This is a genomic window from Streptomyces sp. HUAS MG56 (assembly GCF_058673395.1).
This window is the reverse complement of sequence record NZ_CM178722.1, coordinates 1687397-1713927: the sequence shown is the minus strand read 5'-3', so window position 1 is coordinate 1713927 and position 26531 is coordinate 1687397. Positions and strand designations below refer to the sequence as shown.

22 protein-coding genes and 2 pseudogenes are annotated in these 26531 nt (G+C 72.4%); 15 read left to right on the top strand and 9 right to left on the bottom strand.

Going from position 1 to position 26531, the window contains the following annotated elements; all coding sequences use genetic code 11:
* Window positions 1–91: 91 nt before the first annotated feature.
* The 4 genes from AC4OXY_RS08385 to AC4OXY_RS08370 form a co-directional block, all read right to left on the bottom strand.
* Window positions 92–2173, bottom strand: coding sequence for an ATP-binding protein (locus AC4OXY_RS08385; RefSeq protein WP_491993574.1), 2082 nt, complete (start codon window positions 2171–2173; stop codon window positions 92–94).
* Entirely contained in the window at window positions 2170–2877 is a 708-nt protein-coding gene (locus AC4OXY_RS08380; protein WP_356024081.1) for a Pvc16 family protein, read from the bottom strand. Before AC4OXY_RS08380 ends, AC4OXY_RS08385 begins: the two co-directional genes overlap by 4 nt.
* On the bottom strand, window positions 2874–6035 hold the full coding sequence (locus AC4OXY_RS08375; protein ID WP_491993573.1) for a TolB family protein: 3162 nt from the start codon (window positions 6033–6035) through the stop codon (window positions 2874–2876). Before AC4OXY_RS08375 ends, AC4OXY_RS08380 begins: the two co-directional genes overlap by 4 nt.
* 251 nt (window positions 6036–6286) lie before the next feature.
* Window positions 6287–6979 (bottom strand): helix-turn-helix transcriptional regulator, encoded by a 693-nt coding sequence (locus AC4OXY_RS08370; protein WP_362822875.1) that lies wholly within the window; start codon window positions 6977–6979, stop codon window positions 6287–6289.
* Window positions 6980–7248: 269 nt separating this feature from the next.
* Between AC4OXY_RS08370 and AC4OXY_RS08365 the strand changes: the two genes are divergently transcribed.
* Complete coding sequence (locus AC4OXY_RS08365) at window positions 7249–8574, top strand: COG1470 family protein (protein ID WP_362822876.1); 1326 nt, start codon at window positions 7249–7251, stop codon at window positions 8572–8574.
* A gap of 194 nt (window positions 8575–8768) precedes the next feature.
* On the opposite strand, the gene AC4OXY_RS08360 is transcribed toward AC4OXY_RS08365, so the two are convergent.
* Window positions 8769–9467 carry a TetR family transcriptional regulator gene (locus AC4OXY_RS08360; protein WP_376288134.1) on the bottom strand — a complete coding sequence of 233 codons (699 nt, stop codon included), beginning with the start codon at window positions 9465–9467 and terminating at the stop codon, window positions 8769–8771.
* Between the two features lie 142 nt (window positions 9468–9609).
* Window positions 9610–10290, bottom strand: coding sequence for a hypothetical protein (locus tag AC4OXY_RS08355; protein WP_362822877.1), 681 nt, complete (start codon window positions 10288–10290; stop codon window positions 9610–9612).
* Window positions 10291–10463: 173 nt separating this feature from the next.
* Here AC4OXY_RS08355 and AC4OXY_RS08350 point away from each other — a divergent pair, with 173 nt between their 5' ends.
* From AC4OXY_RS08350 to AC4OXY_RS08340, 3 genes are all read left to right on the top strand, one after another.
* Window positions 10464–10826, top strand: coding sequence for a 5-carboxymethyl-2-hydroxymuconate Delta-isomerase (locus AC4OXY_RS08350; RefSeq protein ID WP_356024095.1), 363 nt, complete (start codon window positions 10464–10466; stop codon window positions 10824–10826).
* A gap of 119 nt (window positions 10827–10945) precedes the next feature.
* Entirely contained in the window at window positions 10946–11602 is a 657-nt protein-coding gene (locus AC4OXY_RS08345; RefSeq protein WP_356024097.1) for a maleylpyruvate isomerase N-terminal domain-containing protein, read from the top strand.
* A gap of 166 nt (window positions 11603–11768) precedes the next feature.
* Entirely contained in the window at window positions 11769–13949 is a 2181-nt protein-coding gene (locus AC4OXY_RS08340; RefSeq protein ID WP_362822879.1) for an MMPL family transporter, read from the top strand.
* A 69-nt stretch (window positions 13950–14018) separates the two neighbouring features.
* On the opposite strand, the gene AC4OXY_RS08335 is transcribed toward AC4OXY_RS08340, so the two are convergent.
* Complete coding sequence (locus tag AC4OXY_RS08335) at window positions 14019–14906, bottom strand: MBL fold metallo-hydrolase (RefSeq protein WP_491993572.1); 888 nt, start codon at window positions 14904–14906, stop codon at window positions 14019–14021.
* 364 nt (window positions 14907–15270) lie between these two features.
* Between AC4OXY_RS08335 and AC4OXY_RS08330 the strand changes: the two genes are divergently transcribed.
* The 6 genes and pseudogenes from AC4OXY_RS08330 to AC4OXY_RS08305 form a co-directional block, all read left to right on the top strand.
* Window positions 15271–16218 (top strand): ABC transporter ATP-binding protein, encoded by a 948-nt coding sequence (locus AC4OXY_RS08330; RefSeq protein ID WP_402071053.1) that lies wholly within the window; start codon window positions 15271–15273, stop codon window positions 16216–16218.
* Window positions 16215–17060: an ABC-2 transporter permease gene (locus AC4OXY_RS08325; RefSeq protein ID WP_356024106.1), complete on the top strand. Its 846-nt coding sequence runs from the start codon at window positions 16215–16217 to the stop codon at window positions 17058–17060. The genes AC4OXY_RS08330 and AC4OXY_RS08325 overlap by 4 nt, the downstream gene beginning before the upstream one ends.
* A gap of 59 nt (window positions 17061–17119) precedes the next feature.
* A complete protein-coding gene (locus tag AC4OXY_RS08320) occupies window positions 17120–18382 on the top strand; it encodes a sensor histidine kinase (RefSeq protein WP_356024283.1) in 1263 nt (420 codons plus the stop codon).
* A complete protein-coding gene (locus AC4OXY_RS08315) occupies window positions 18379–19047 on the top strand; it encodes a response regulator (protein ID WP_356024109.1) in 669 nt (222 codons plus the stop codon). The genes AC4OXY_RS08320 and AC4OXY_RS08315 overlap by 4 nt, the downstream gene beginning before the upstream one ends.
* Window positions 19048–19419: 372 nt before the next feature.
* Window positions 19420–20169: pseudogene (locus AC4OXY_RS08310) on the top strand (LysR family transcriptional regulator); the annotation flags it as partial.
* A gap of 40 nt (window positions 20170–20209) precedes the next feature.
* A pseudogene (locus AC4OXY_RS08305) lies at window positions 20210–20566 on the top strand (LysR family transcriptional regulator substrate-binding protein); the annotation flags it as partial.
* Window positions 20567–20682: 116 nt separating this feature from the next.
* Here AC4OXY_RS08305 and AC4OXY_RS08300 read toward each other — a convergent pair.
* Complete coding sequence (locus AC4OXY_RS08300) at window positions 20683–21426, bottom strand: TetR/AcrR family transcriptional regulator (protein WP_491993571.1); 744 nt, start codon at window positions 21424–21426, stop codon at window positions 20683–20685.
* 92 nt (window positions 21427–21518) lie between these two features.
* Here AC4OXY_RS08300 and AC4OXY_RS08295 point away from each other — a divergent pair, with 92 nt between their 5' ends.
* From AC4OXY_RS08295 to AC4OXY_RS08275, 5 genes are all read left to right on the top strand, one after another.
* Window positions 21519–22388, top strand: a complete 870-nt coding sequence (locus AC4OXY_RS08295) for an NmrA family NAD(P)-binding protein (protein WP_491993570.1) — start codon at window positions 21519–21521, stop codon at window positions 22386–22388.
* A gap of 80 nt (window positions 22389–22468) precedes the next feature.
* Window positions 22469–23161, top strand: a complete 693-nt coding sequence (locus AC4OXY_RS08290; RefSeq protein ID WP_491993569.1) for a lytic transglycosylase domain-containing protein — start codon at window positions 22469–22471, stop codon at window positions 23159–23161.
* 94 nt (window positions 23162–23255) lie between these two features.
* On the top strand, window positions 23256–23549 hold the full coding sequence (gene tatA / locus AC4OXY_RS08285) for a Sec-independent protein translocase subunit TatA (protein ID WP_362820108.1): 294 nt from the start codon (window positions 23256–23258) through the stop codon (window positions 23547–23549).
* 135 nt (window positions 23550–23684) lie between these two features.
* The gene (locus AC4OXY_RS08280; protein WP_491993568.1) at window positions 23685–24260 is read left to right on the top strand and encodes a TerD family protein; all 576 of its coding nucleotides are present in this window, start codon (window positions 23685–23687) and stop codon (window positions 24258–24260) included.
* A 135-nt stretch (window positions 24261–24395) separates the two neighbouring features.
* Entirely contained in the window at window positions 24396–25664 is a 1269-nt protein-coding gene (locus tag AC4OXY_RS08275; protein WP_376288142.1) for a KAP family P-loop NTPase fold protein, read from the top strand.
* 48 nt (window positions 25665–25712) lie between these two features.
* Here AC4OXY_RS08275 and AC4OXY_RS08270 read toward each other — a convergent pair whose 3' ends face one another.
* Window positions 25713–26438 (bottom strand): polysaccharide deacetylase family protein, encoded by a 726-nt coding sequence (locus AC4OXY_RS08270; protein ID WP_356024126.1) that lies wholly within the window; start codon window positions 26436–26438, stop codon window positions 25713–25715.
* Between the last annotated feature and the right edge of the window lie 93 nt (window positions 26439–26531).

Genomic DNA, 26531 nt, shown 5'->3' with positions numbered 1-26531 from the left:
GTCACACCTGCGTCGATGCCGAGTCTCCGAGGTGCAGGAGGCCCGGCGACAGGGGCGTTGGTACCTTGCCGGGGGCAACTGCGCTGCCTTTTCAGGCGTCGAGGGCGGCCGCCAGGTACGGCCCGAACTCGCTCTCCAGCACCAGCCGGCCGAGCTTGCGGTACTCCTGCACCACCGCCGACACCAACTGCCGCATGGCGAGCGGCTGTCCGGACTCTGCGGCGAGATACGCGGCGGTCACCGCACACGCGCGGATGGAGCCGCCGGCGAGTTCGAACCGGGCCGCGCAGAAGCCGAGATCCAGGTCGCCGGCGCGGGGCAGCCGGTCGCCCAGGCACCGCTCCCACAGGGCGAGACGCTGGTCGGCGTCCGGTACGGGGAACTCCGCCACCACGTCCAGCCGGCGGGTGAACGCCTCGTCCAGATTGGCCCGGAGGTTCGTGGTCAGCACCGCGATCCCGTCGAAGGACTCCATGCGCTGGAGCAGATACGCCGACTCGATGTTGGCGTGCCGGTCGTGCGCGTCCTTGACCTCCGAGCGTTTGCCGAAGATCGCGTCGGCCTCGTCGAAGAGCAGCACCGCGTTGACGGCGGACGCCTCGGTGAAGATCCGCTCCAGGTTCTTCTCGGTCTCGCCCACGTACTTGTCGACGACCGTGGAAAGGTCGACCACGTACAGGTCCATGCCGAGATCGGCGGCGATCACCTCGGCGGACATGGTCTTGCCGGTGCCCGACTCGCCCGCGAACAGCGCGATCACACCGCGCCCCCGGCCGCCCCCGGGCCGCATCCGCCACTGCCCGAGCACCTGCTCGCGATGCCGGGCGCGTACGGCCAGTTCGCGCAGTCGGCGCAGGGTCGGTGGGGGCAGTACCAGGTCGTCCCAGCCGACAGCGGGCTGGACCCTGCGGGCCAGCCGGGCGAGCCCCGCGCCGTTCTGCGCCCGTACGGCCGCCCGCAGATCGTCGGGGGAGACCGGGCGGTCCGCGAGGCCCGCGGCCCGCACGGCGGCGTGCGCGGCGCGGCGCAGTTGTCCGCCGTCGAGGCGGTGTGCGGCGACGACCCGGGCGAGCGTGTCGACGTCGCCGTCCACGGACGCGTCGGCGCCGGCCAGGGCGAGGACGTGCCGCCAGCGTGCGGCCTGCCGTGCGGGGGAAGGCGCCGTCACCGGCAGGACGACCGGGGTGTCGGCCGCCCAGGCCGGGTCCCAGCCGTCCGCGCCATGGGCGAACACGGGAACGCCGCGCAGCGCCGCGCACAACTCGGCGGCGCTGCGGGCCCGTTCGGCGGGTGCCGGGGGCAGCTCCTCCAGCGGGCCGAGGACGACGCCCGAGCCGGTGAGGCGGGCCTCCAGCGCCGCGATCCGGGCGAGCGCGGGCAGGTCGGCGGAGCGCCGGGCGAGGGCCGCCGCGTCGACCACCAGGGTGCCCAGCCCGGCGGCGCTCAGGGCCGCGGCGGCAAGGCCCGGCGCGTCACCGCCCCGGGCGTGCAGATGCACGAGACCGGACCCGGACCGCGCCGCGCGGGCCGCCCGCTGGACCTCCTGCGTTGGTGCCGTCGGATCCTCCGCGACCGTGCCGAGGACACCGGCGAGCCGGCCGTCGGGGGCCGTGTCGCCCAGCAGGAACGCGGTGACCCGGTCCGGCACCGCCAACACCCGTGACAAGGGCGGGCGTTCGGGCTCGGTGATCTCCAGCAGTCCGCCCGCGACCAGGGGCGAGGACGCGGAGAGCCGGAACCGGGCGGGCGACGCCTGCGCGAGCCCGCACAGCTCCAGGGCCAGCCCGACCGTGGGCCGGCGGCGGGTCAGGTCGTCGTTGAGATAGCCGTAGAGCCGCTCGAAACGGGCGTCCAGATCGGGTGCCAGCGCGATCAGCAGCAGATCGGTGTCGAGCGGCGACAGGGCGAAGCGCGCGGCGAGCGTGCCGAGCACGGAGTCGGGCGGCGGGGGCTGCGGGTCGTACACCGGTACGTCGAGCCCGCCCGGCTCGTCCAGGACCCGCCGCACGGCCTCCGGGGTGAGGTACTGCCCCCGGTAGGGGTCGTCGGGGTCGGGATCGACGGCGCGGCGGGCCGCCACCGCGTACCGGATCCGCTCCTCGACCAGCCGCAGCCGGTCCCACAGGGGGTCCGCGCCGAGGCCCGTGACCGTCTCCTCCTCCACGTACGTCACGGCTGGCGTCCTCCCCGGCGGCGGCGCGCGGGAGCCGGACGCCGCTCGCGCGGGCCGGCGAAGCCCTCGTCCGGCCCCGGTTCGCTCACCCCGTCGTAGCGCAGCCGACGGCCCGGCTGCGGATCCTCGTCCTCCTCCCGGCGCGCGGAACGCACCAGGAGCCCTTCGGTGACCGGCGGCGCGGCGGCCCTGTTCACCCCGGCGAGGGGTGCGCGCACGCGGACGCCGAGGGACGCCTTCAGCTCGCCGCCGAGTGCCGACCACACGTCGGAGGCGGCGGGCGCGTCCAGTCCGGCGCCGCCGGCGTCCAGGGAGACCGTCAGGCCCAGTTCGGCGAGCGAGCCCGTGAGATGCCGCTCCGGCAGCGCGTCGACGGACACCAGTGTCGCCAACACCTGTGACAGCAGCCGGTGTTCGTCCTGCGGGCGGCTCGCCCACGCGGTGACCAGGTACGTCAGCTCGAACCAGCGCGGCGGGGTGCGCCGCGCGACCACGAACCCGTCCGTGTCGTACACCTCCCCGGCGCCGCTGCCGCGCCGGGTCGCGTCCTCCCGGATGTCGTACAGGAACACGCAGACGGTGGGCGCGGTGCGGCGGGCCGCCCAGTCGCGCGTCGGCGCGTCGAAGACGGTCTCGACCCCGGACGCCTCCAGCCCGGACTCGCCGAGCAGCCCGCGCAGCGCCTCGTCGACCTCGTGGATCACCGGCGGGTCACCTCGTCGGGCGGCTGCACGCTGCCGTTCACCACCAGGAAGTCGGTCGTCACCGGGGAGAATCCGGGTCCGCTCGCGGTGATGACGCGCGGACCCGTCTGGTCCTTGGTGAGGATCAGCAGCTGGCCGATGAAGGTGCCGTCCGGCTTCGGCACGGTCGGCGCGGCGGCCGCGGTGATCCCGGGCTTCCAGGTGAACCGGACCGGCACGCCCGGTGGGAAGTCCTTGCCGCGCACCGAGGTGACGAAGCCGGGCTTGCCGATCGGCGGCACGGCGACGATCTTCGGCTGGAGGATCCGGATCGTGGTCCGCGTCCTGTTGTCGTCAGGGTTGGCATCCGTACCGGTGGTGGTCAGGACGCCGGTGGCGCGGCCCGTCGTGGCGTGGTCGGGGGAGAGGACCACCCGTACGACCGTGCTGTCGCCCGGTGCCAGGTCCGGCAGCGCGCACACCCAGCCGCTGTCGCAGCCCGCGGGCGGCCCGCTGTCGGGGATACCGCCGGGCAGCCCGATGTGCAGCCGCAGTCCGGTGGCGAGCGCGTTACGGCCGTTGCGCACGGTGTACGTCACCACGACCCGGCCGCCGACGTAGCCCGGGTCGGGCTGGGCGGTGACCCGGACCCCGGGTCCGGCCTTCGGCGCGGGCGGCGTCGGGGGCGGCGTGGGCGCCGGAGGCGTCGGGGTGGGGCTCGGCGGGGCGGCCGGGTGGACCGGCACGAGCGTCCGCGCGGTGTTGTCGCCGGGCTGGGGATCGATGACGCTTCCCGTGACGGACCAGTCGACGGGCTGGTCGCCGACGACCCGCCCGGTGACCGTCACGGTCACGGGCACCGTCGTGCCGGGCGGCACCACCCCGATGTCGCACTGCAGGGAGGCGGCGTCGCAGGTGCCGCGGGGGAAGCGGATCCGGGTGACGGTGAGGCCGGCCGGCGGGGCGATGGTCAGCCGGGTGCCGGGAGAGGCGGCCGGACCGTTGTCGACGACGTCGACGCGGATGTCCGTGGTGTGGTCGACGGTGACCGCGGGCACCGTGCCCGGCGCGCGCACCGCCAGGTCCACCGACTGCTGGACGCCGGGCTCCTTCTGACGGCCCGGCAGCTCCAGGGTGAGGGGGCTCTGGTGACCGGTCGTGACGTTCAACAGGTGCAGCTTTTCAGGGCAGTTGACCGGGGCGTCCGTACGTGAGCTGTAGACGATGCCGTTTCCGTCCGCCGTCCAGGCCGCGTCGCGCGGCTGGTGCGGGCCGGTCGTGGTGGTGTCGGGCAGATCCTGGTGGCAGCCGTCCGCGGTGGAGCGGGCCGCCTCGGGCAGCAGCACCCGGCAGCTGTCGCCGGACACCGAGGTGAGCAGCAGGCCGTTGTTCTCGTTGACCCGGCCGCCACCGTCCTTCCGGTTGAAGGCGATCTGCCGTCCGTCCGGGGAGAACGCGGGACTGTCGTCGATGACCGTGCAGTTGCCGGGGCAGATCCGCGCGCTCAGATCCTGCTGCTGGTTCAGGTCGTCGACCGGCACGGTCCAGATGTGCTTGTTGCCGCCGCCCCCGTCGATGGTCATGTTCCGGGTGAAGGCGAGCCGGGTGCCGTCGGAGGACCAGGTGGGCTGGGCGTCGCCGCCCGTCTGCTGCCCGGCCGGCGGCACGATCTCGTGCACGATCGCGCCCGTCGTCGCGTCGGCGACGAGGACCCGGCTCGGACCCGCGGCGGAGCCGACCCCGCCCGGCGAGGTCCGGGTGAACGCGAGGTACTTGCCGTCCGGCGACAACGTCGGGTCGGTGTCCCAGTCCCGCGGCCCGCGCCCGGCCAGTGGCATCGGAGCGGCGTTGGAGCCGTCGGCGTCCACCGTCCAGATCCGCTCGATCCGCCTGTCCGCAGTGCCCTCGAACACGGTCACCACGATGCGGCGGCCGTCCGGCGTGTAGTTCTGCCGTTCGGTCCACGGGTCGTACCCGGCCGCCGGGTTGAAGAGGGGATCCTTGGTCGGGTCGGTGTTGGAGTCGGCCGCCGGGTCCTCGTTCAGGATGGTCAGCCCGAGGTCGCGCGGGTCGGAGCCGTCCGTCCGGACGTCCTGAAGGGTCACCACGTGCGGACCGTGCACGCCGTTCGCCGTGTTGGTTCCCTTCGCCGTGGTGCGGTCCACCACGACGTAACCGCCGTTCTGCGGACCGAACCAGGTCGGCCTGCCGACCGCGCGGTCCTCCTGGAGCACCAGGTTCGGGGCCGTCGTGCGGTTCTGCACCTGGTACACGTGGTCCCAGTCGCCCTCGCAGCCACAGGTGCGGTCCGGGCTGAGGAACAGCACGCCCTCCCCATCGGGCATCCAGGCTGCCCCGTGGGTCCGCCAGTTGACGGGTGTGCCGGTGAGCATCTGCTGGTCCCCGCCCGCGCCGCCGGTGAGGTGCAACCGGGGGCCGGTGGAGGAGTCGGAGGTGTAGGTGTACGCGATGAGGTCGCGGTGCGCCGCGTCGTCGACCGGGTTCCACACGGGTTCCGTCGCCGTGCCGACCACGCTGGTGACCCGGGTCTCGGCGCCGCCGGCCAGCGGGCGCTCATAGATCTGGAACCCGAGTACCGAGTTGCTGTTGGCGGAGTACGCGATCCGCTGCCCGTCCGGCGACACGGTCGGGTCTTCCTCGTCGTACGGCGTGTCGGTCAGCCGGGTCAGTCCGGTGCCGTCGGTGTGCACCAGCCACAGGTCGCGCTGCTTCCTGCCGTTCGCGCCGCCGGGTTCCGCCGAGTCGAAGACCACGGACGCGCCGTCCGGCGTCAGCCGGGGGTGCGCCGCGTCCCGGCCGCTGGTCAGCTTGCGCACCGAACCGTCGGCGGCGCGCAGATAGATCTGCGGGTTCTTCTCGTCGCGGCGACTCGCGAACACCATGGTGTCCCCGAGTGCCGACGGCTCGACGTCGTCATGCTGCAGAACCGTCCCGAACAGCGGGTCGCTCTGCTTGGGGTTGATCACCTTGCCGAGACTGCGGTGCCCGGTCCCGGCGTAGACGATCCGGGTGGCGGCGGCGGTGGCCGCCTGCGGCCGGGCCTCGGCGCTGTCGGGCCCGGAGGCCGCCGTCACCGCGAGCAGCGGGACCAACAGGAGCAACGACGCGCCGAATCTCCCCAGCCGACGCTGCTCGCCGGGGACAGCGGTGCCGTTCACGGTTCCACCTCGCAGTCTTGGAACACCAGGGTGTGCCCGGCCACTGTGCCCCCGCGCGTGTGCCGCGCGGCAGGGCGGCGGGGCCGTGCCCGGGGGAAGCGCGGGCTGCGCTTTCGGGCAGCCGCCGGGTGCCGGGCGCGCTGCGGGCGGGGGGATTCCCGCAGCGCGCCCGGTTGCCCGACCGGCTCGTCAGATCAGCCCGCCGCGGACGAAGAGCGGTCCGGAGTCTGCCCCGGCACGCAACTGACGCTTCATATCAGCCCGTTGCGCAGCGCATAGCCCACCGCGTGGGCCCGGTTGCGCAGTTGCAGCCGGGTGGTGATCTCGTGCAGGACGTTCTTGACGGTCCGCTCGGAGTACGCCGTCTTCTGCGCGATCTCCGACGTGTCGAACCCCTCCGCCACCAGGCGCAGCATGTCCGCCTCCCGCGCGGTCAGCGTGGACAGGGCGAGGCCGTGCGGATCGAGCGCCGAGCGCTGGAGGCCGCCCACATGAGTCAGCAGCTTGCCGAGCAGGTCACCGGGGAGCACCCCCTCGCCGTTGGCCATCGCGAGCACCAGGTGCAGCAGCCGGTCCTGGTCGGCCTCGGCCCGCCGCAGCACCGCCGCGACACCGCACTCGATGACACGCTGCAACGCCGCGGTCTCGAACGTACCTACCACGAGCCCGGTGCGGGTGCCGGCATTGCGCTGCAGCCGTTGCAGCAGGGCGATGACATCGTCGTCCACGGAGTCGACGATCACGAGCGAGGTCCGTGCCCCGTCCGCCTCGGCCTCGTCGACCAGCTCCACCTCGGGACGCTGGCGCAACTGGTGGACGACACCGATGCGCAGCACCAGATCCTGTGCGTACACCGCCACGGTGACCCGGCGCGTCCGGTCCTCGGGAGCTGTTCGCTGGGTCGTGGCGGGAGGATGGATGGTGAGCGTCGTGCGGGCTGGCATCAGGAGGTTCTCCTTCACGGAGCCGGACATACTGAGCACCTGTTTCAACGGGACGAGAAGACAGGACGAGAAGAACGGAGAGGGGCGCACCGGGCCAAGGAGGCGCGCGGAACGGGCGCCGCCGGAGGGCGGCGCACGCGCCGCGCGTGATGGGTTCAACTGACCTGTCATTCCGTGGAGTTGGCCTTGACCGCTGGGGGCATGCCGACTGCCCGGGAATTGCCCTCGCATCTCTCGCGATGCTCCGGATCCGGTTCTACGGTCGTGGCGTGACGCCATCTGCTGCCTCTTCCGGCCCCGGAGCGCCCGGTCTCGACATCCCTGCCGTGACCGTGACACCGGGCGGTACCGCCTCCACCAGCCTGACCGTTCGCAACGACAGCGACATCGTCGAGGCGTACACCCTGGAGGTCGTGGGCGACTGCGCGGCCTGGACCACCGTGGAACCCGCGCGGGTCTCGCTCTACCCCGGCACGTCCGAGACGGTGACCATCCGGCTGGCCCCGCCGCGCTCCCCCGACGTGCGTGCGGGCGATGTCCCGCTGGCCGTACGGGTGTTGCCGGCCGAGCACCCCGAATCGGTCACGGTCCCCGAGACCACGGTGCACATCGAGGCGTTCCACGAGCTGCGCACCGAGGTGCTCCCGCGCCGTCGGCGCGGCTGGCTCCGCGGCCGCTACCGGCTCGCGGTGCGCAACGAGGGCAACACCCCGGCCCGGGTCTCCTTCGCGCCGCAGCAGCCGGGAGAGGAGCTGAAGTTCGGGTTCACACCCCCCGAACTGACCCTGGAACCCGGTGAGTCGGCGGAGACCCGGCTGCGGTCGCGCATCGGCAAACCGGTCTGGTTCGGCAAACCGGTGGTCTGGCCATTCGCCGTGCACGCGACGGACACCGAGGCGGCGGCCGAGGGCGAGCGGCCCGGAGCCGTCGTACGCCCGCCGCTGGAGGCGGAGTTCGTCCAGATCCCGATCTTCCCGAAGTGGCTGCTGGCGGTGCTCGCGGCGCTGATCGCGCTCATCCTGGCCTGGTTCGCGCTGGTCCGCCCGGCGGTGCGCAGCGCCGCCAAGCAGGCGGCCAACGAGGTGGTCCAGCCCCGGCCGACCCCCGGCAACAGCCAGAACGGGCAGTCCCCGGGCACCGGCGCGGACAAGGGCACCGGCAAACAGCAGGGCGGCGGTCAGGGCGACGGCGGTTCCGGTGGCACCGGTGGTACCGGCGGCACGGAGTCCGGGAGCGGGCAGCAGAGTTCGACCACGATCGACGTGCAGACGGCGGGCGGCGGGAACAAGACCGGTACCTATGTGGTCCCCAAGGGCAAGATCTTCGGCATCACGGACATCGTGGTCGCCAACTTCCAGGGCGACGAGGGTCTTTTGACGATCACCTTCGGCGACCGGAAGATCACCACGATCGCGCTGGAGACCTTCCGCAACCAGGACTACCACTGGGTCACCCCCATCAAGATCCCCGCGGACGCCACCGTCACCATGAACGTGAACTGCGCGAAGCCGGGCACGCCGGCGACCGGGCAGCAGGCGGCGCAGTGTCATGAGGTCCTGAACGTGAGTGGTGTGCTCAGTGATGTCACACGGTGAAGTGGTTCCTGCGCATATCGTTCGCCTCGTGCGGTGGGAGGGGAAGAGGTGACTCCCACTCCGACCGAAAACCGACACGGGCGTACATGTAAACAGCATGTTTCCCGTATCGCCGCGCGTCCCGGAATCAGGGCGTCCGCGCTGATCAGGCCGGTCGGGACGGAGTGGTCGAGGCCGTAGGAGGATTGGCCGGTTTACGCGCTGTGCTCCGGGGACCGCAGGACCGCGAACGCGTCCTGGAGCAGCGTGCCGAAGTCGTCGACCTCGGCTGAACCGGCCTCGGCGGCGCCGCGCGAACCATCCGCCGCCTCATCCTGTGCACCGGTTCCGGCCGCGCCCCCCGCGTGGATGAGCAGCGCGCTGCGCACCGCGGCCACGGCGGACCGGGCCAGGACCGAGGCGCGCAACGCGCGTCGGCGGGGCGGCTCTTCGGGGCCGAGGCCGGCGAAGCGCTCGGCGAGGGCGGCGGTGATGCCGTCCTCGAAATCGGTCAGGACATGGGTGCGCCGGGCCGCCCGGCCGGTCAGCGCGCGGGGCGGCGCGCCGACGACGAGGATGGCGAGACCGCCGTCGAGTCCGGACGCGGCCGCGAGCAGGCTGTTGAGCACGGCGGTCAGGGGCGGCTCGTCGGCGGGCCGCCGCAGGATCTCGCGTTGTACGAGAGGGACGAAGTCGAGGATCTCGGCGAAGACGAGGTCCTCCTTCGAGGGGAAGTAGCGGAAGAAGGTGCGCTCGGTGACACCGGCGGCGGCCGCGATGTCCTTGACCGTCGTGTCCTGGTAGCCGCGCTCGGCGAACATCCGTGTCGCCGTCTGGAGCAGGGTGCTGCGTGTGGCGGCCTTCTTCCGGTCCCGCCGTCCCGGCTCGGTCTCCCGTGTCACCTGCTCGTTCACCCGCTCATCCTGCCACGGTGCGGTGATCGCGCGGAGATGGCAGGGGCATGAGACGGGTCGCCGCCCGTGCCCACCGGGGCGCCCTGGGCGCGCGCCGTCGGCCGGGGCCGCCGCCATCCGGTGGGCGGCCCCGGCCGAGGCGCTATCCCTCGGTGGCGGCCGAGGGGGGTACGGCCGTCGCCGCCGTCCCCGGGGCGAACCGGATCGGCAGGCGTCGGCCGATGAGCAGCACGGCGCCGCCGAGGGCGAAGCCGCAGCAGGTGACCAGGCCGTGCCCGTTCTCCTGGGCCAGCCACATCGCGAGCCCGGCCGCGGGCGCGCACACGGCCGGCACCCGCCGCTTCGGGGTGGACGCGGTCAGCGCCAGCCCGGCCGCAAGCGTCGCGGCGAGGAAGTACGTCGCGCCCGAACTCCCGGCGAAACCACGGGGATCGGCGCTGCGGGCCGGCTCGCCGAACAGCGCGTCGACGTGCTCGGGGAGCAGGATGCCGGCGGCGAGCAGTACCAGCATCAGGGGCGCGCCCCAGAACCACTGGGCGAGCGCGGCGATCACGGCGAGCGTGACGATGTTCCAGACGGCGCCGAACACCCCGCCGTTCTGCATGAACACCGAGGTCACCCCCCGCCACCAGCCGGACTCGCGCGGATCGCCGTCCAGCGCGTCCATCGCGCCGGACCAGCACAGCTGGAGGACCACCGCGCCGACGGCCACGGCCGTGACCGCGACGGCCGCGTACGGTACCGGCCGACGGCGGATCGTGTCCTCGCCGATCAGCAGCACCCCGGCCCTGAGCATCAGCACCATCAGTAATGCCGTCGTCACATTGAAAAGAATCGCGCTCACGCAGTTCGTCCCCCGGTGCAAGCCCCTGGTCGCGGGCCGGCGATCACCTTAGCCGAGCGCGCCGCTGCACGGAGGGTGCGGTGCGGTCCCCGCATCGCATGAGGGAAAATAGTTGCCTAGCGAAACCACCGGGATCATGTGAAAGGTCCTCCATGCCACACCTCACCGTCGACTACTCCTCCCATCTGGCCGGATCCTTCGACCCGGCGGCCCTGGTGAAGGAGCTGCACCCGCTCGTGGCCGAGGAGTCCGGCACGACGGGGGTGTGCAAGACGATGCTGCGCCCGGTGGTGACATTCGTGGGGGACCGGCCGAGCGAGGAGGCGGTCTTCGTACACGTGGAGATCGGGCTCATGCCGGGCCGCCCCGAGACGCAGAAGACGCGGCTGTCCGAGGCGGTGCTGGCACTGCTGGGCAAGCATCTGCGGGTCGAGGGTGTGCCGCCGGAGGCGGTCCTCTCGGTGGAGGTGCGGGACCTCGCCGCCTCCTACCGGCTGTCGCCGTCCGCCCGCTGAGCCCACGGCCCGGTCCTGGCCCGGTCCCGCCGCGCCACCTGACCCGCCCGAACGACCTGCCCCGGCGATCCGCTCGAATTCGCTTGAGTGCCCTTCCGCCCCCGCACTACGTTGCCCCGGTGGATCTCTTCTCACGTTCCTGGGCGGCGCTGCGCTCAGCGGTCGCCGCACTCCCGGACGAGGACTTCGAACGGCCCTCGGGCTGTGCCGGCTGGCTGGTGCGGGACCTGGTGTGCCACCTGGTCATCGACGCCCAGGACGTGCTGATCACCCTGGTCACGCCCGCCACGGGCGAGCCGACCGTCGACGCGGTCGGCTACTGGAAGCTGGTCGAGCCCCCGACCGGTGAGGACCCGCTCGACGCGCTGATCCCCCGGCTGGCCGCCGCCTACGGCGAACCCCGGTTGCTCACGTTCCACCTGGACGACGTCGGCTCCGCCGCGGGCCGGGCCGCCGAACTCGCCGATCCGGCCGCGCGCGTGAGCACCCGGGGCGAGGTGCTGACCGCGGGCGACTACCTGTCCGCGTACGTCGTCGAGTGGACCCTGCACCACCTCGACCTGATAGCGCACCTGCCGTCCGCACCCCAGCCGCCCGCCGAGACCCTCGCGGCGGCGCGCACCGCACTGGAGAAGATCGCGGGAACCACGTTCCCCGCCTCGTTCCCCGACGCGGACGCCCTGCTGGTCGGCACCGGCCGGCGTGGGCCGACCGCCGCCGAGCGGGACGAGCTGGGTGAAGAACTCGCCGCGGAACTCCCCTTCGTTCTCGGCTGAGCAACACTCTCGTCAATTGATGAGATGACTGTCGTATCGGGTCACTACCATGTGGCCTCAAGACAACCAATCGACCGGTACGCGCAGTGCGTTCCGGTCGGGGTCGCCGATGCCAGGGACCGCTCCCCGGGCTGCGGTGATCTTCCTGCCCAGGAGGACCTTCCGCATGTTCCGACGTATTGGCAGCACAGTCGTCCGACATCCCGTGTGGACGATCGTGGCATGGCTCATCGCCGCGGTGGCGATCATCGCCACCGCCCCCGGTCTGCCCTCGAACAGTGACGAGAGCAGCTTCCTGCCCAAGAGTTACGAGTCCATCAAGGCCGCGGTCACCCAGGAGAAGGCGTTCCCCAGCGCCTTCACCCCGTCCGCGATCGCGCTCTACCAGCGCACCGACGGCGGCAAGCTGACCGCCGCCGACCAGAAGGACATCGCCCGGATCACCACCGAGCTGGGCGCCAAGCACATCGACCAGGTGCAGAAGGTCGTCCCCGGCCCGCCGTCCAAGGACGGCAAGTACTCCATGACCCTGGTCCAGATGGACAGCAAGAACGCCGGCCAGCCCAAACAGGCCGACGCCGCCAAGGTGTTGCGCGACGACGTCAAGCAACTGACCAAGGGCACACATCTCGACGTCAAGCTCGGCGGCTCCGCCGCACAGGCCCTCGACCAGCAGGACTCGTCCAAGCGAGGCCAGGCGCTGATCGGCTTCGGCACCTTCGCGATCATCCTGGTGACCCTGCTGATCATCTTCCGGGCGCCGATCCTGGCCGTACTGCCGCTGGTGCTCATCGGTCTGGTCGCGGGCATCGCCAACGGGCTGATCGCGTACGCCACCAAGCTGTTCGACCTCCAGGCCAACAGCTCGATCTCGTCGATCCTGATCGTCGTGCTCTTCGGTGTGGGTACGGACTACTTCCTGTTCCTGATGTTCCGCTACCGCGAACGCCTGCGCGCCGGTGACGAGCCCAAACTGGCCATGGTCAACGCCGTGGGCCGGGTCGGCGAGGCCATCGCCTCGGCCGCCGGTGCGGTCATCATCGCCTTCCTGGCGCTGGTGCTGTCCACGCTGGGCTTCCTCAAGCAGATGGGCCCGGCCCTCGCCATCGCGGTCGGCGTCACCCTGGTCGCCGGTCTGACCCTGATCCCGGCCGTGGTCTCGCTCATCGGACCGAAGGTCTTCTGGCCGTCGAAGTCCTGGCAGCGGGAGCCGGAGAACGCCCGGTTCGCCGCCCTCGGCCGCGGAGTCCAGCGCCGCCCGGCGCTGACGGCCGTGATCTCCGGTCTCGTCCTGGTCGCCCTGTCGCTCGGCACGCTCGGCTTCAAGGCCACGTTCGACCTGGCGTCCGGCTCCATGCCGAAGACCAAGGAGTCCATGGTCGTCCAGGACCAGATGCAGAAGGCGTACTCGGCGGGCGCCGCCGCGCCCACCGACGTCTATCTGTCCAGCACCGACGGCAAACCGCTGGACAAGGCCGGGTTCACCGCGTACGCGCAGAAGCTCGGGGCCGTGGACGGCGTCGCGAACGTCCGGATGAGCCAGGTGAGCAAGGACGGCACCACCGCGGACTTCACCGTCACGCTCAAGTACGAGGCGTCGACGGACAAGGCGATAGACGCGGTGGGCAGGGTGCGCGACGTCGCCCACTCCGACGCGCCCGAGGGCACCAAGGCGGTCGTCGGCGGCTTGTCCTCGATCTACAAGGACATCGACACCGCGGTCAACCACGACTACAAGACGGTCTTCCCGGTGGCCGCGCTCCTCATCATGGTCATCCTGGGCCTGCTGCTGCGCAGCGTGGTCGCCCCCTTGTACCTGATGGCCTCGGTGGGCCTCGGCTTCGGCGCCACCCTCGGCGCCACCGTGTGGATCTTCCAGAACGGGGAGGGGCACTCGGGGCTGATGTTCATGCTCCCGGTGATCATGTATCTGTTCGTGGTCGCCATCGGTACCGACTACAACATCCTCATGATCGCCCGGCTGCGCGAGGAGGCCCGCGAGGGCCGCGAGCCGCGCGAGGCGGCCGGCATGGCGCTGAGGCAAGCCGGACCGACCGTGGCCGCGGCCGGGTTCATCCTGGCGGCGACCTTCGCCACGATGATGCTGGCAGGCAACTCGCTGCTCACGGAGATGGGTTTCGCGGTCTCCTTCGGCATCATCGTCGCCGCGTTCGTCATGGCGATGTTCTTCACGCCGAGCCTCACCGCCCTGATCGGCCACGCCGCATGGTGGCCGGGCCACGGCGACCAGGCCGAGGAGCCGACGGCCATGGCGGGCACCGCCGGCTACGGTTCCGTCCCGGCTCCCGGCACCGACCGGGACTCCGTCGGCGGACACCTCAACTAGCGGCACCCTGACCACAGGGGAGTCCTGCCGGACCGCACCGGCCCGGCAGGACTCCCCTTCGCGTCGCTGTCACCAGCGCACCGCCGTGAAGTCGATGGGCTGGGGCCGCAGTTCGCGGGTGCGTGCCGCCAGGCGACGCAGCCGTGCCGTCATGTCGTCGGCCGGGAGGTGGCATCGGTCGCCGTGGCCCGGCAGCAGCCACTCGAAGCGCAGCCGGTCGACGGTGCGGGCCAGCGAGGACGCCAACTCGCCGATGGAGTACCAGGTGACGGTCTCGGCCACCTCGATGTCCCCGGTACCGCGCGACCAGTAGAAGCTGTCGCCGCTGAAGCAGTACCGCTCGTCCGCGACGAACAGCACGCTGCCCCTGGTGTGTCCGGGCAGCGGGAAGGCGGTCACGCCGTCGGCGATCTGCGTCGGGTCGGTGCCGCGCAGCACGCGGTCGGCGTCCGGCGCCGCGTCGAGGTCGCCCTCGTGGATCCACAGCCGCGTGCCGAGCCGGTCGGCGTACCGGCGGCCGTGCGCCACGTGGTCGCGGTGGGTGAGCAGGACGTCGGTGACAGGGCCCAGTCCCTCGTAGCGATCGGCCAGCGTCGTGCTCCAGCGCGGGGTGTCCACCAGCATCGCGGTGCCGTCGGGGCGGCGCAGCAGGTAGGAGTTGGCGCCCGCGGTGCGCGGGGAGTTGTGCCCGCACAGGAACACGGCGTCGTCGAGGGCCAGCGGGAAGGGGTCCTGGGCCGCGTCCAGCCGTCCGGTCGGAGGGCGCACGGACCGGGTGTGGCACGCGTTCGCGGCCAGGTGCATCCGCCGCACCTCGTCCCGGTCGCGCGGCTGGCGCAGGACCGCCGAGCGGCCGTCGACCTCGCCGATCAGGCCGGGGGCCAGCTGCCGGGCGACGTCGCAGTTCGTGCAGCGGTCGTCCACGTACCAGCCGTCCCGTAACTGTTCGTCGCCCATGGCCCGTTCCTCTCCTCGCGGCGCTCGCCGCCCCTGTTGCCGACCCTTCAGAGGTATCCCGCGCCGGACGCGTATCGGAAGGGGGTCCGGGCCTTGTACTTGCGCGGGCGCGCTGCTCTCGGACGGCCTTGACGGGCGTCGAGTGCGTCGCTCCGGGCCGCGGAGCCGGCCGTGTCGAACCAGGCCGGCACCGGCATCGGGGCACCCCCGAGCCCGGTGCGGGCGGCGGTCGTAGTACCCGGGTACCACGTCCTGGGCCGGGTTCAGTCCCCGGTACCACGGGAACCGGGGGGTGTGGATCTTAGCGTGGTCGGTGGGCCCCGGCGGTTGTCGGCGGGCGCCGCGTCCGACAGAGAGAACGCGCATGATCGAGGCACAGCAGCTGACCAAGAGGTACGGCGAGAAGACGGCCGTAGACGGGCTGGACTTCACCGTCAAACCCGGTACCGTGACCGGCTTCCTCGGCCCCAACGGCGCCGGGAAGTCCACGACCATGCGCATGATCGTCGGGCTCGACGCCCCGACCAGCGGCTCGGTCACGGTCAACGGTCGGCCCTACGCCCGGCACCAGGCGCCCCTTCAGGAGGTCGGCGCGCTGCTGGAGGCGAAGTCGATCCACCCGGGCCGCTCGGCCTACCACCATCTGCGCGCGCTCGCGCTGACCCACGGGATCCCCCGCAGCCGGGTCGACGAGGTCATCGACCTCGCCGGTCTCGGCAGCGTGGCGAAGAAGCGCGCCGGAGCCTTCTCCCTCGGCATGGGCCAGCGGCTCGGCATCGCGGCCGCGCTCCTCGGCGACCCGCAGACGGTGATGCTGGACGAGCCGGTCAACGGACTGGACCCGGAAGGCGTGCTCTGGATCCGCAACCTCCTCAAGGCGCTCGCCGACGAGGGCCGGACCGTGTTCGTGTCCTCCCACCTGATGAGCGAGATGGCCCTGGTGGCCGACCACCTCATCATCGTGGGGCGCGGCCGGCTGCTGGCCGACACCACCGTGCCGGACCTGATCGCGGAGGCGGGCGGCGACGCGGTGAAGGTCGTCACGGGCGCCCCGGCGCGGCTGCGGGACGTCCTGGCCGGGCCCGGCGTCGACATCACCGGCCGGATCGGCTCGGAGGAACTCCAGGTCACCGGCCTGAGCGCCCGTGAGATCGGGTCGACGGCGGCCGAGCACGGCATCGCGCTGTTCGAGCTGACCCCGCGGACGGTCTCGCTGGAGGAGGCCTTCATGAACCTGACCAGGGACGCCGTCGAGTACCACGGCTCCACCACCGCCACCGAGACGCTGGAAGCCGCCGGGAGGCCCGCATGAGCACCCTGACCACCACGGAGGCCGAGGCGCCCGCCGCCGCTCCCGCCCGCCCCGCCTACCGGGTCACCGGCCGGCGTGTGCTCTCCTCGGAGTGGGCCAAGCTCTGGACGCTGCGGTCGACCTGGATCACCCTCGGCCTGGCCCTGCTGTTCATGGTCGCGTTCGGGCTGATCGCCTCCGCCCGCTACAAGTCCAACATCGACTCGGGCCACCACATGGACGGGGACTTCGCCCGCTCCACCGCCGTCAGCCTGTCCCTCTTCGGTACGCACTTCGCCCAGCTCGCCCTCGGCGTCCTCGGCGTCCTCGTCACCGCGGGCGAGTACTCGACCGGCATGATCCGCTCCACGCTTGCCGCCGTACCCCGCCGGCTGCCCGTGCTGTGGTCGAAGGCGGCCGTGTACGGGCTCGTCGCGCTCGTGGTGGCGACCCTCGGCGCGTTCGTCACCTTCGGGATCGGCAGCGGGATGATCTCCGGCACGCCCGCCGCGATGGGCTTCTCGCACGCCGGCGTCGCCCGCAGCCTGCTCGGCGCCGGGCTGTACCTCGGCCTGGTCGGTGTCATCGGCGCCGCCCTGGGCGCGCTGCTGCGCTCCGTCGCCGGCGGCATCTCGGTCCTGGTGGCGACGCTCATGCTGATCCCCGGCCTGATCTCGCTGCTGCCCAGCTCCTGGCAGGACAACATCAACCCGTACCTGCCGAGCAACGCCGGCGAGTCGCTGTTCGCCCTCACCCACGACAGCACCACCCTGTCGCCCACCGCCGGACTGCTGGTCTTCCTCGGCTGGACGGCACTCGCGCTGGCCGGTGCGGCGTACCGGCTGGTGCGCAGCGACGTCTGACCGCCCTGCACCATGGGCAGGTGACACCTTTGACGACCACCACCGACGACATCGGCGGCATGGGGCCGCTGCTGGCCCGGATCTCCCGGGCCGGGCAGCGGCTGCGGCAGGCCGACCGCGCCCACCCCTGGGTGCTGGACACCGCGGTGGTGGTCGTCGTCTTCCTGCTGTTCTGCCTGCCGGACCTGCTGCACGGGCACACCGGGGACGGCGACGCCCCCCGCCACCTGCGGCTCGCCTTCACCCAGCTTCCCCGGGCCGCCATGCTGGCCGTTCAGACGGGGCTCGTGCTGCCGCTGCTGTGGCGGCGCCGCCGCCCCATGGCCGCCTTCGGTGCCGTCGCGGCCGTCTTCGTCGTCCAGTGGTCCCTCGGTGCCGTACTGCACGCGGACGTCGCCCTGTTCATCGCGCTGTACAGCCTGACCCTGCACGGAAGACCGCGGCAGTGGCCGTGGGCCGGCGGGGTCATGGCCGCCGCGATCATCCTGGTCGCGCTCCGCGCGTCGGCGGCGGTGTCCGTGTGGGACGCGCTGTTCGTTCTGCTCAGCATGACGATCGCGGCCCTGGCGCTCGGGCTGATGGTCCGGATCCGCCGGGCCCAGCTCGCCGGGCTGCGCGACCGCGCGGCCCGCCTGGAGATCGAGCGCGACCAGCGCAGCAGGCTCGCGGCCGCCGCCGAACGCGCCCGGGTGGCCCGTGAGATGCACGACATCGTCGGGCACAACCTCTCCGTCATGATCACTCTCGCCGACGCCGGCGCGTACGCCACGGACGCGGCCCCCGAGCGCGGCAAGCAGGCGCTCGAACTCATCGGTGACACCGGCCGCATGGCCCTCGGCGAGCTGCGGCGCGTCCTCGGCGTGCTCCGCGAGGACCCGGACGACGACACTCCCCGGCCGCCCGAGCTCAGTCCCCAGCCCGGCATCGCGGACCTCCCGACGCTGTGCGACGGTGTCCGCACGGCCGGCCTGGACGTCGTCTACCGGACCGTCGGCGACGTGGACGCCCTGGACAGCGGGGTGCAGCTGGCGGTCTACCGCATCGTCCAGGAGGCCCTCACGAACACCCTGAAGCACGCCGGAGCCGACACCCGGGTGACACTGTCCGTGGTCGTCGAGGACACCCGCCTGCTCGTCCGGGTCCGGGACGACGGACCGGCGGCCGGGCACCCGGCACCGCCGAACGAGGAAGGACACGGCCTGGTGGGCATGCGAGAGAGAGCCGCGCTCTACGGCGGACACGTCAGCGCCGGCCCCGCGCCCGGCGGGGGCTGGGCCGTGGCGGCCACCCTCGACCTGACCCCCGAGAGGGGTGACCGGTGACGACCGTGCTCGTCGTGGACGACCAGCCGCTGCAGCGCTTCGGGTTCCGCATGCTCCTCGACGCCGTCGCCGAGACGGAGGTCGTCGGCGAGGCGGCGCACGGCGGCGAGGCCGTCCGCAAGGCCGCCGAGCTGCGCCCCGACGTCGTCCTGATGGACGTCCGCATGCCGGGCATGGACGGCATCGAGGCCACCCGGCGCATCACCGCCGCAGGCGACCGCTCCCGGGTCCTCGTGCTGACCACCTTCGACCTGGACGAGTACGTCCACGCCGCGCTCCGGGCCGGGGCCAGCGGCTTTCTGCTGAAGGACGCGCGTCCCGAGGAACTCCTCGCCGGAATCCGCGCCGTCGCCGCCGGTGACGCCGTCATCGCCCCGTCCCTGACCCGCCGCCTCCTGGACGAGTTCGCCCGCTACGGTCCCGTGCCCGGCGGCGACGGCACCGACGACGCCCGGCTGCGGTCCCTCACCGACCGCGAGCGCGAGATCCTGGTCGCCGTCGGCAAGGGCTGGACCAACGGTGAGATCGCCACCCGTTTCGTTCTGTCCGAGTCCACGGTCAAGACCCATGTCGGCCGCGTCCTGGCCAAGATCGGCGCCCGCGACCGCATCCAGGCCGTGATCTTCGCCTACGACCACGGGCTCGCCCGCCCGAACGCCCGCTAGGCGCCGTCGTCACCTCCCCCGTCGTCGCCCGGATGGCGTGCCAGGCGTCGCGAGCGGACGGGAACGCAACGACAGGGCCCGGGGCCCCGGTCACCCCGGCGCCACGTCACACTCCGGCGGTGACCGCCACCCCCCAGGGCGAGCAGCACGGGCCGCTCGCCGTGACGGACCGAGGCAGCACCGAGACCGCGAACACCCCGCCTTGGGGTTGCCCAGACTGGTGCCGAGCCCTGTGGCGAAGCCGCCGCGGAAGCCGGTTCCGCGGCGGCGGCCTCGGCGGCCGGGGAGCCGCTGATCCCGGAGCCCGTGGCGGACCGGCGTACGGACCACAGCGTCCGTATCCCGGGCGCGACCAGGACGACTTCGCCGACGATGCGGATCGCGGCGCAGGCACGGGGGCCGGCGAGCAGGACGGCGGACAGACCGGCCGCGGCGGCCACGGACCACAGGAGCAGGCCCGTCGCGTTCGGCAAGCCTGGAGGCGTCCCGCACCGACCGACGATCCCGAAGGGAAGGCCGACCCGTGCCCAGCCGTCTGCCCGCGTTCCTGGTCACCACCTGGCTGCCGGCCATGCTGCCCGGCGCCGGTCAGGCCGTCATGATCCGTCAGGTGCTGTCGAGCGGACTGCGTACGGCCCGGGGCACGATCGCGGGCCTGCTCGCCCTGATCGAGGAGCAGGCTCGCTCACCTCGGCCGCCCATGCCCTGCGGCTCACGCCGGCCGCCGTGACCCAGCAGGTGGCCAGGGCCGAACGCCAATGGCAGGTGCCGCTCGTGCTGCGCGGACCCCGCGGCGCGACCCTCACCGAGGCCGGCGCCCTGCTCGCCGTGCACGGACGGACCGCCGAGGCGGCGGCGGAGCAGGCGGCCACGGACATGGGGGCGCTCCTCGGCCATCTGTCCCTGCGCCTTCGGGTCGGCGCCTTCCAGGCCGCCGCGCTGCACCTGGTGCCACCGGCGCCGACCGCCCTGCGCCACCGCCCTCCCGACGCCGACGTCTCCGTGGTCGGCCTCGCGCCGGACCGCGGGCTGGGCGAGATCACCGCAGGCCGCCTGGGCCTGGCGGTCGTCGCCTTCTTCGGCGCCGCCCCCGAACTGCCGCAGCGCGTGCGCGCGCACCGGCTGCTGCACGACCCCATGGTCGTCGTCCTGCCCGACGGCCATCCGCCGGCCGCCCGCCCGCACACCGCCGGGCAGCCCGCTGCGTCCGGAGCGGCTGCGCGATGCGTCCTGGGTGGCGATCCCGGCCGGTCACTCGGCCCGGGAGCAGCTCGACCGGGCCGCGGGCGCAGCCGGCTTCAGGCCCAGGGTGCGCTTCGAGGCGGAGTCCTACGACGTGGCCCGGGCACTGGTCGGCGCGGGCAGCGGCGTGGCCCTGGTCTCGCGCCTGGCCCTGACCGACACGCCGGGCACCACGCACCGCGAACTCGTCCGGCCGCGGCCGTACCGCGAGAGCCACGCGGTCACCCAGGCCGACACGACGCTCACCCCGCTCGCCGAGGTCTTCCTCGGCCTGCTGCGCGATGTCGCCCGCGGACGCGCCGCCACCTGTCGGAAGTCCGCTCGGTCGCCGGGCAAGCGGGTGCGGGTGCGGTACGGCCGTCCGGCGTCGCTCCGTCGCGGTGTCGCGACTCCTCAGTCCTCGGTGGCGAGGCGGCCGAGCCACTCGCGCAGGAGGTGCTGTTCCGCGCCGCTGAGGGCCGTCTGGTCGGGGAGCGCGGCGCGCAGGGCCCGGGCCGCGCCGGCCGGGCCCGGCTTCCGTACGGCCGGCTCCACGTGGGTGACGGCGGTGACCATGGCCTCCCGCAGGGCCGTCAACAGGGCGGACCTGCGGGAGCCTTCGGGCAGGGACAGCCAGGTGAGCACCGCGCCGCGTGCCGTGGCATGGATGATCGCGGCCGCCAGTTCCTCGTCCACGCGCAACCAGCCGCCGGCGGCCAGGCGCCGGATACGGCCCCGCAGGATCTCAAGGCCGGTCCGGTAGGCGGCGGACGCGGTTGCCGAGGGCTCGCTGTACATCAGCGTGTAGAGCGCGGGATGGGTCAGTCCGAACTCGACCGCGAGGTCCCATCCGGCCCGCAGGTCCTCGATGAGGTCCGGGGGATGCGGGTCGACGCGCTTGGACGCGAGGAACGTGGCGAAGCCGTGTTCGGCCACCGCCTCCAGCAGCCCGTCCTTGTCGCCGAACAGGCGGTAGATGGCGGGCGGCTGGACGCCCGCCGCGTCGGCGACCGCACGGGTGGTGACCGCGTCGCGGCCCCCGGATTCCAGCAGGCCGATCGCGGCCTCGACGATCCGCTGCCGGGGCTGCTCGTGACCGGGAGAGGCGGGAGCGGGATCGGCGGCGGCACCGCTTCTGCTGTGTGAGGAGGACGGCATGTATCAACGATATCGAATTTCCGTTTCCTTCGTTAGTATCGGTGGTATCGTCAATGTGATTCCACTGGAACTCCTACCTTCCGGAGTGCATCGTGATCATCGTGACCGGAGCCAACGGACACCTCGGACGCCGTGTCGTCGACCGACTGCTGACGCGGATCCCCGCGGAGCATGTCGGCGTGAGCGTCCGCGACCCGAGCAAGGCGCAGGTCCTCGCCGACCGCGGAGTTCGGGTGCGGCAGGGCAGTTTCACCGATCCCGCGAGCCTCGCCCACGCCTTCGAGGGCGCCACCCAGGTGCTCCTGGTCTCCGTCGACAAAATGGGCGAGGAGACCGTGCGGGAGCATCGCGGCGCCATCGGGGCGGCCGTCGCGGCAGGCGCCCGCCGCATCCTCTACACCAGCCAGATGGGCGCCTCGGCCACCTCGCACTTCCAGGCCTGCCGCGACCACGCCGCCACCGAGTCCGCGCTGCGCGACTGCGGCGTGCCGTTCACGTCGCTGCGCAACGGCTTCCATGCCGCCAGCGCGCTGCTGTTCCTCGGCTCCGCCCTGGAGACCGGCGAGATCGCCCTCCCGGAGGACGGGCCCGTGTGCTGGACCACGCACGACGACCTCGCCGAGGCCGCCGCCGTCGTCCTGGCCGACGAGGGCCGCTTCGACGGCCCCACGCCATCGCTCACCGCCGGTCAGGCCCTGACCTTCGCCGACATCGCCGCCCTCGCCGCCGAACTGACGGGCCGTGCCGTCAAGAGGACCGTCGTGTCCGACGAGCGGTTCCGGGAGCGGATGGTGGGTCAGGGCGCCCCCGCCGAGGTCGCCGACCAGCTGCTGGGCATATTCGCCGCGAGCCGGGCCGGCGAGTTCGGCGCCGCCGACCCGGCTCTGCCGGACCTCCTCGGCCGCGAACCGGTGACGATGGACACGGTGCTGCGCGACCGGCTGTCAGGGGGCGGTGCCTAAACTGATCCGGCGCGTGTGCGCCGGGCGATCCGCCAGGTGGTCGCATCGGCGTGCGCGGCCGACTCCCGGAGGGGACGGGCATGCCGGATTCCGTGCGACCGAGGCGCCACCGCTGGCTCGCCGTGGCGGTCCTCGCCCTGGCGCTGTACGTCGTCCTGCGCGCCGCGGGACTCTTCGGCGACGACGACGGCGACGACACCCCGCCACCGGCGAAGGCGTCGGCCGCCGCGCCGACCCCCTCGTCCGGCGCCTCGCCTCCCGCCTCCACTCCCTCGGCCGCCTCGTCGTACGACCCCGCCCAGTACGCCGCGCAGGTCCGCACCCGGGCCCGGCAGACCGGCGTCAGCGCCCAGCTGCTGATGGCGATCCTCTACAACGAGGCCTACAAACCGCACGACCCGGCCTTCGAGCGGGCCTGGCAGAAGTACAAGCCGGACGCGGCCTTCGGCATCGCGAACATGCACCGTGCCACCTTCGACGGGGTCAAACAGGGCCGGGACTTCGCACGCCGACGCTGGGACGAGCTGCCGGACGACCGCAGCCTCGCGATCGAGGCCGAGGCCTGGTACCTGCACGACCTGGCGGACCAGCTGCCCGCCGGCCGGACCACCGCCTACTCGAAGGACGACCTGCTGGCGCTCGGCTACAACGCGGGCGCGGGCAACATGCTCGCCTTCGCCCGCGGCGCGAGCCCCGGCAGCCAGGCCCGCTCGTACCTGGACCGTCTGCATGCGAACTGGGCCAAGGCGGGCAAGGCGGTCGGCGCGGACTGAAAGCGATTGCCGATCTCCGGCGCCCGCCCGGGGACGCGGCACGGACACGGTTGTACAGTTGCGCAAAAAGGCAATCTAGAGAGGGGTGGGCGCGATGCTCCGCAACGGACTGGAACCCTGGCACCTGCTGGTCGTGGCGATCATCATCATCCTGCTGTTCGGGTCGAAGAAGCTGCCGGATGCGGCCCGAGGCCTGGGCAAGTCCATGCGCATCCTCAAGAGCGAGGCCAAGGCCATGAAGGAGGACGACGCCCCCGCGCCGGCCGCCGCTCCCGCCGAGGGCACGGACACGGCCGCGACCCCTGCGGCGGCCCCCCGCCTCGCCAAGGGCGCGTCCGAGGCGACGGAGACCACCGCACCGGCGACGGAGAACCACGCGGCGCACTGACGCGGCCCCCCGCGCTCCCCGACCGGTGCCTGACCCCGCGACGGTTCAACCTTTGCGCAAATTATGGAACCGCGACGGTGAGCAGGACGTTCAACCCAGTGAACGGACACAGGACCGCAGTCGGAAGGACGAGTCGTGGGAGTTTCCCTGGGCAAGGGCGGCAACGTGTCGCTGAGCAAGCAGGCGCCGGGCCTGAGCGCCGTGGTGGTCGGACTGGGCTGGGACGTCCGGACCACCACGGGCGCGGACTACGACCTGGACGCCTCCGCCCTGCTCTGCGACGCCTCCGGGAAAGTGGTCTCCGACCAGCACTTCGTCTTCTACAACAACCTCAAGAGCCCCGACGGATCCGTCGAGCACACGGGGGACAACCTCACCGGTGAGGGCGAGGGCGACGACGAGTCGATCAAGGTGAACCTGGCCGCCGTGCCGGGCGAGGTCGCCAAGATCGTCTTTCCCGTCTCCATCCATGATGCCGACGTCCGGGGCCAGAGTTTCGGCCAGGTGCGCAATGCGTTCATCCGCGTCGTGAACCAGGCGAACGACCAGGAGATCGCCCGCTACGACCTCTCCGAGGACGCCTCGACCGAGACCGCGATGGTCTTCGGCGAGCTGTACCGGCACGCCGCCGAGTGGAAGTTCCGCGCGGTGGGCCAGGGCTACGCCTCCGGCCTGCGCGGCATCGCCCAGGACTTCGGCGTCAACGTCTGACGGAACCGGCCGCCCGGCCCCTTCTCCCCGCCGGTGCCGTGGGAAGGAGGGCGCCGGATCTCCAGCTCTCCTGACAGACTGGGCAGCCGAACCCGCCCTCGGGGCAGGTGACTTCCGCAGACAGGAGCAGCCTCGTTGCGTCCCCTCACCGACAACCCGGTCACCGGCCCGCAGGACGACTCGTTCCATTTCGGCCCGTACGTCGACGTCCTGCACGCGGCGGTGGAGCAGGCCGCACCGCTGCCGCTGACCGTCGGCGTGTTCGGCTCCTGGGGTGCGGGCAAGTCGAGCTTCCTGCGGCTGTGGGAGCGGCGCTTCGAGGCCGGCGCCACCCGGACGATCTGGTTCAACCCCTGGAAGTACGACCGCAAGGTCGAGGTCTGGGCCGCGCTGCTGCACACCATCCTCGCCGAGATGGAACAGGTGCCGACCCTCCGGGACAAGGCCGTCCGGCTGGCCAAAGCCGCGACCTGGCTCTCGGTCCGTGCCGGTCTGGGCGCCGCGGTGGCGCTCGGCACCGGCGGCGTCATCAAGCGCGAGGACGTCGACGATCTGCTGAAGGGCCTGTCCGAGGGGGACGCGGAGCAGTACCGGCAGGTGAACCACTTCGAGACCGACTTCGCCGATGCCGTACGGGAGTTCGTCGGCGAGGACGGGCGGCTGGTGGTCTTCGTGGACGACCTCGACCGCTGCACCCCCGAGTCGGCGATGACGGTGCTGGAGTCGCTGAAGCTCTTCCTGGCCCAGTCGCAGTGTGTCTTCGTCCTCGCCATGGACGTCGACGTACTGGCGGCGATCGCCACCAACAAGTTCGGCGAGTCCCTCAAAGGGGCCCCGGCCGAGGTCGCCTCCGGCATGGCCTACCTCGAAAAGATCGTCCAACTGCCGTTCTTCCTCCCGGACGTGGGCTTCGGCACCCTCCGCGAGGCCTTCACGCCCTACGTCTCGGAGCTGGCGGACGACCCCCTCTTCTGGGAACTGCTCCAGCGCGGCCTGGGAGCCAATCCGCGCCGGCTCAAGCGCTACGTCAACGTCTTCAACATGGCACTGGCCGTCTCCCGCGCCCAGTTGCCGGCCGGCCGGATCGACCGGGAGTACCGCCTCCAGCTGGCGGCGCTGCTCATCATCCGCACGCTGCACCGCGGCTTCTTCCACGTGCTGAGCGTCGATCCGGAGTCCTGGCAGACGCTGGTCAGGTGGTTCGAGCAGGTCCAGATCAATCCGATGGGCCGGCAGAACACCTTGCAACTCCCCGAGCACCTGCGTGACTTCGCCGGTGACGCGGTCCTGGAGCGCCTCTTCACCCACAGCGGCGGGGAGCGCCTGCGGCCGCCGGCCGGCCCGGTCGTCCAGGAGATGATCAGCACCCTGCGCAGCACCGCCGGCCCGGTCGATCCGCAGTAGCCCCGGGTCCGCCCGCCGCGCACCGCTGAACCTGGCTGCGGGCGGCGCTCAGGGGCCGTGGTGATAGACCTGGCCGGGGATCAAGTCTCCTGCGGAGCCGAACAGTTGGGGGACGGTGACCAGATGGTAGCCGCGGGCCCGGAGTGCGCGGACGATCGTGGGGACGGCCGGCGGGGTGGTGGCGTACCGGTCGTGCAGGACGACGATCGCGCCCGGCCGTACCCGGCTCAGCACCCGGTGCTCGATGGCGGGCGGATCGTGGAACTTCCAGTCCCGGGCGGTGACGCTCCACATGATCACCGACATGCCCTCCGCGGCGGCTGCCGCCCGCACCCGCGCGTCCCACGCCCCGAACGGCGGCCGGAACAGCGTCGGCCGCCGCCCGGTGACGGAGGCGATCTGCCGTGCGGCGATGCCGATCTCGTACTCGATCCGGGCGAGCGGGAGACGGGTGAGATGCGGGTGGGTCACGGTGTGGTCGCCGATCGCGTCGCCGGCGCGGTACTCCCTGAGCACGTCCGCCCGGTAGCGCAGCGCGTGCGGCCCGATGAGGAAGAACGTGGCCGGGACGTGCGCTCGTTGCAGCGTGTCCAGGATCGGGGCCGTGTACGGGGTCGGTCCGTCGTCGAAGGTCAGGGCGACACATCGGGTGACCCGGCAGTCCACCCGGTGGGCCGGCCCGGCGGCGGGTGCGGCCATGCCCACGGACAGCAGCCCGACGGCCGCCAGGGGAACGAGCGCGCGGGGAAGAAGCCCGTGCCGGAAGCCGGACATGTCCTTCTCCTTCCGTCTCCTTCCGTCCCGGAGGCCGGGGACCGGCCCCGGTACGTCACCAGCTTCGTCCCAGCGGGTAAGAGCAGGCTGAGA

Bases quoted from the DNA above. Each gene is read 5' to 3' on its own strand.
- AC4OXY_RS08300 (WP_491993571.1), bottom strand. From the start codon at position 21,426: ATGCCGTCCTCCTCACACAGCAGAAGCGGTGCCGCCGCCGATCCCGCT.
- AC4OXY_RS08290 (WP_491993569.1), top strand. From the start codon at position 22,469: ATGCCGGATTCCGTGCGACCGAGGCGCCACCGCTGGCTCGCCGTGGCG.
- AC4OXY_RS08340 (WP_362822879.1), top strand. From the start codon at position 11,769: ATGTTCCGACGTATTGGCAGCACAGTCGTCCGACATCCCGTGTGGACG.
- AC4OXY_RS08335 (WP_491993572.1), bottom strand. From the start codon at position 14,906: ATGGGCGACGAACAGTTACGGGACGGCTGGTACGTGGACGACCGCTGC.
- AC4OXY_RS08330 (WP_402071053.1), top strand. From the start codon at position 15,271: ATGATCGAGGCACAGCAGCTGACCAAGAGGTACGGCGAGAAGACGGCC.
- tatA (WP_362820108.1), top strand. From the start codon at position 23,256: ATGCTCCGCAACGGACTGGAACCCTGGCACCTGCTGGTCGTGGCGATC.
- AC4OXY_RS08350 (WP_356024095.1), top strand. From the start codon at position 10,464: ATGCCACACCTCACCGTCGACTACTCCTCCCATCTGGCCGGATCCTTC.
- AC4OXY_RS08320 (WP_356024283.1), top strand. From the start codon at position 17,120: ATGGGGCCGCTGCTGGCCCGGATCTCCCGGGCCGGGCAGCGGCTGCGG.
- AC4OXY_RS08325 (WP_356024106.1), top strand. From the start codon at position 16,215: ATGAGCACCCTGACCACCACGGAGGCCGAGGCGCCCGCCGCCGCTCCC.
- AC4OXY_RS08270 (WP_356024126.1), bottom strand. From the start codon at position 26,438: ATGTCCGGCTTCCGGCACGGGCTTCTTCCCCGCGCGCTCGTTCCCCTG.
- AC4OXY_RS08370 (WP_362822875.1), bottom strand. From the start codon at position 6,979: ATGCCAGCCCGCACGACGCTCACCATCCATCCTCCCGCCACGACCCAG.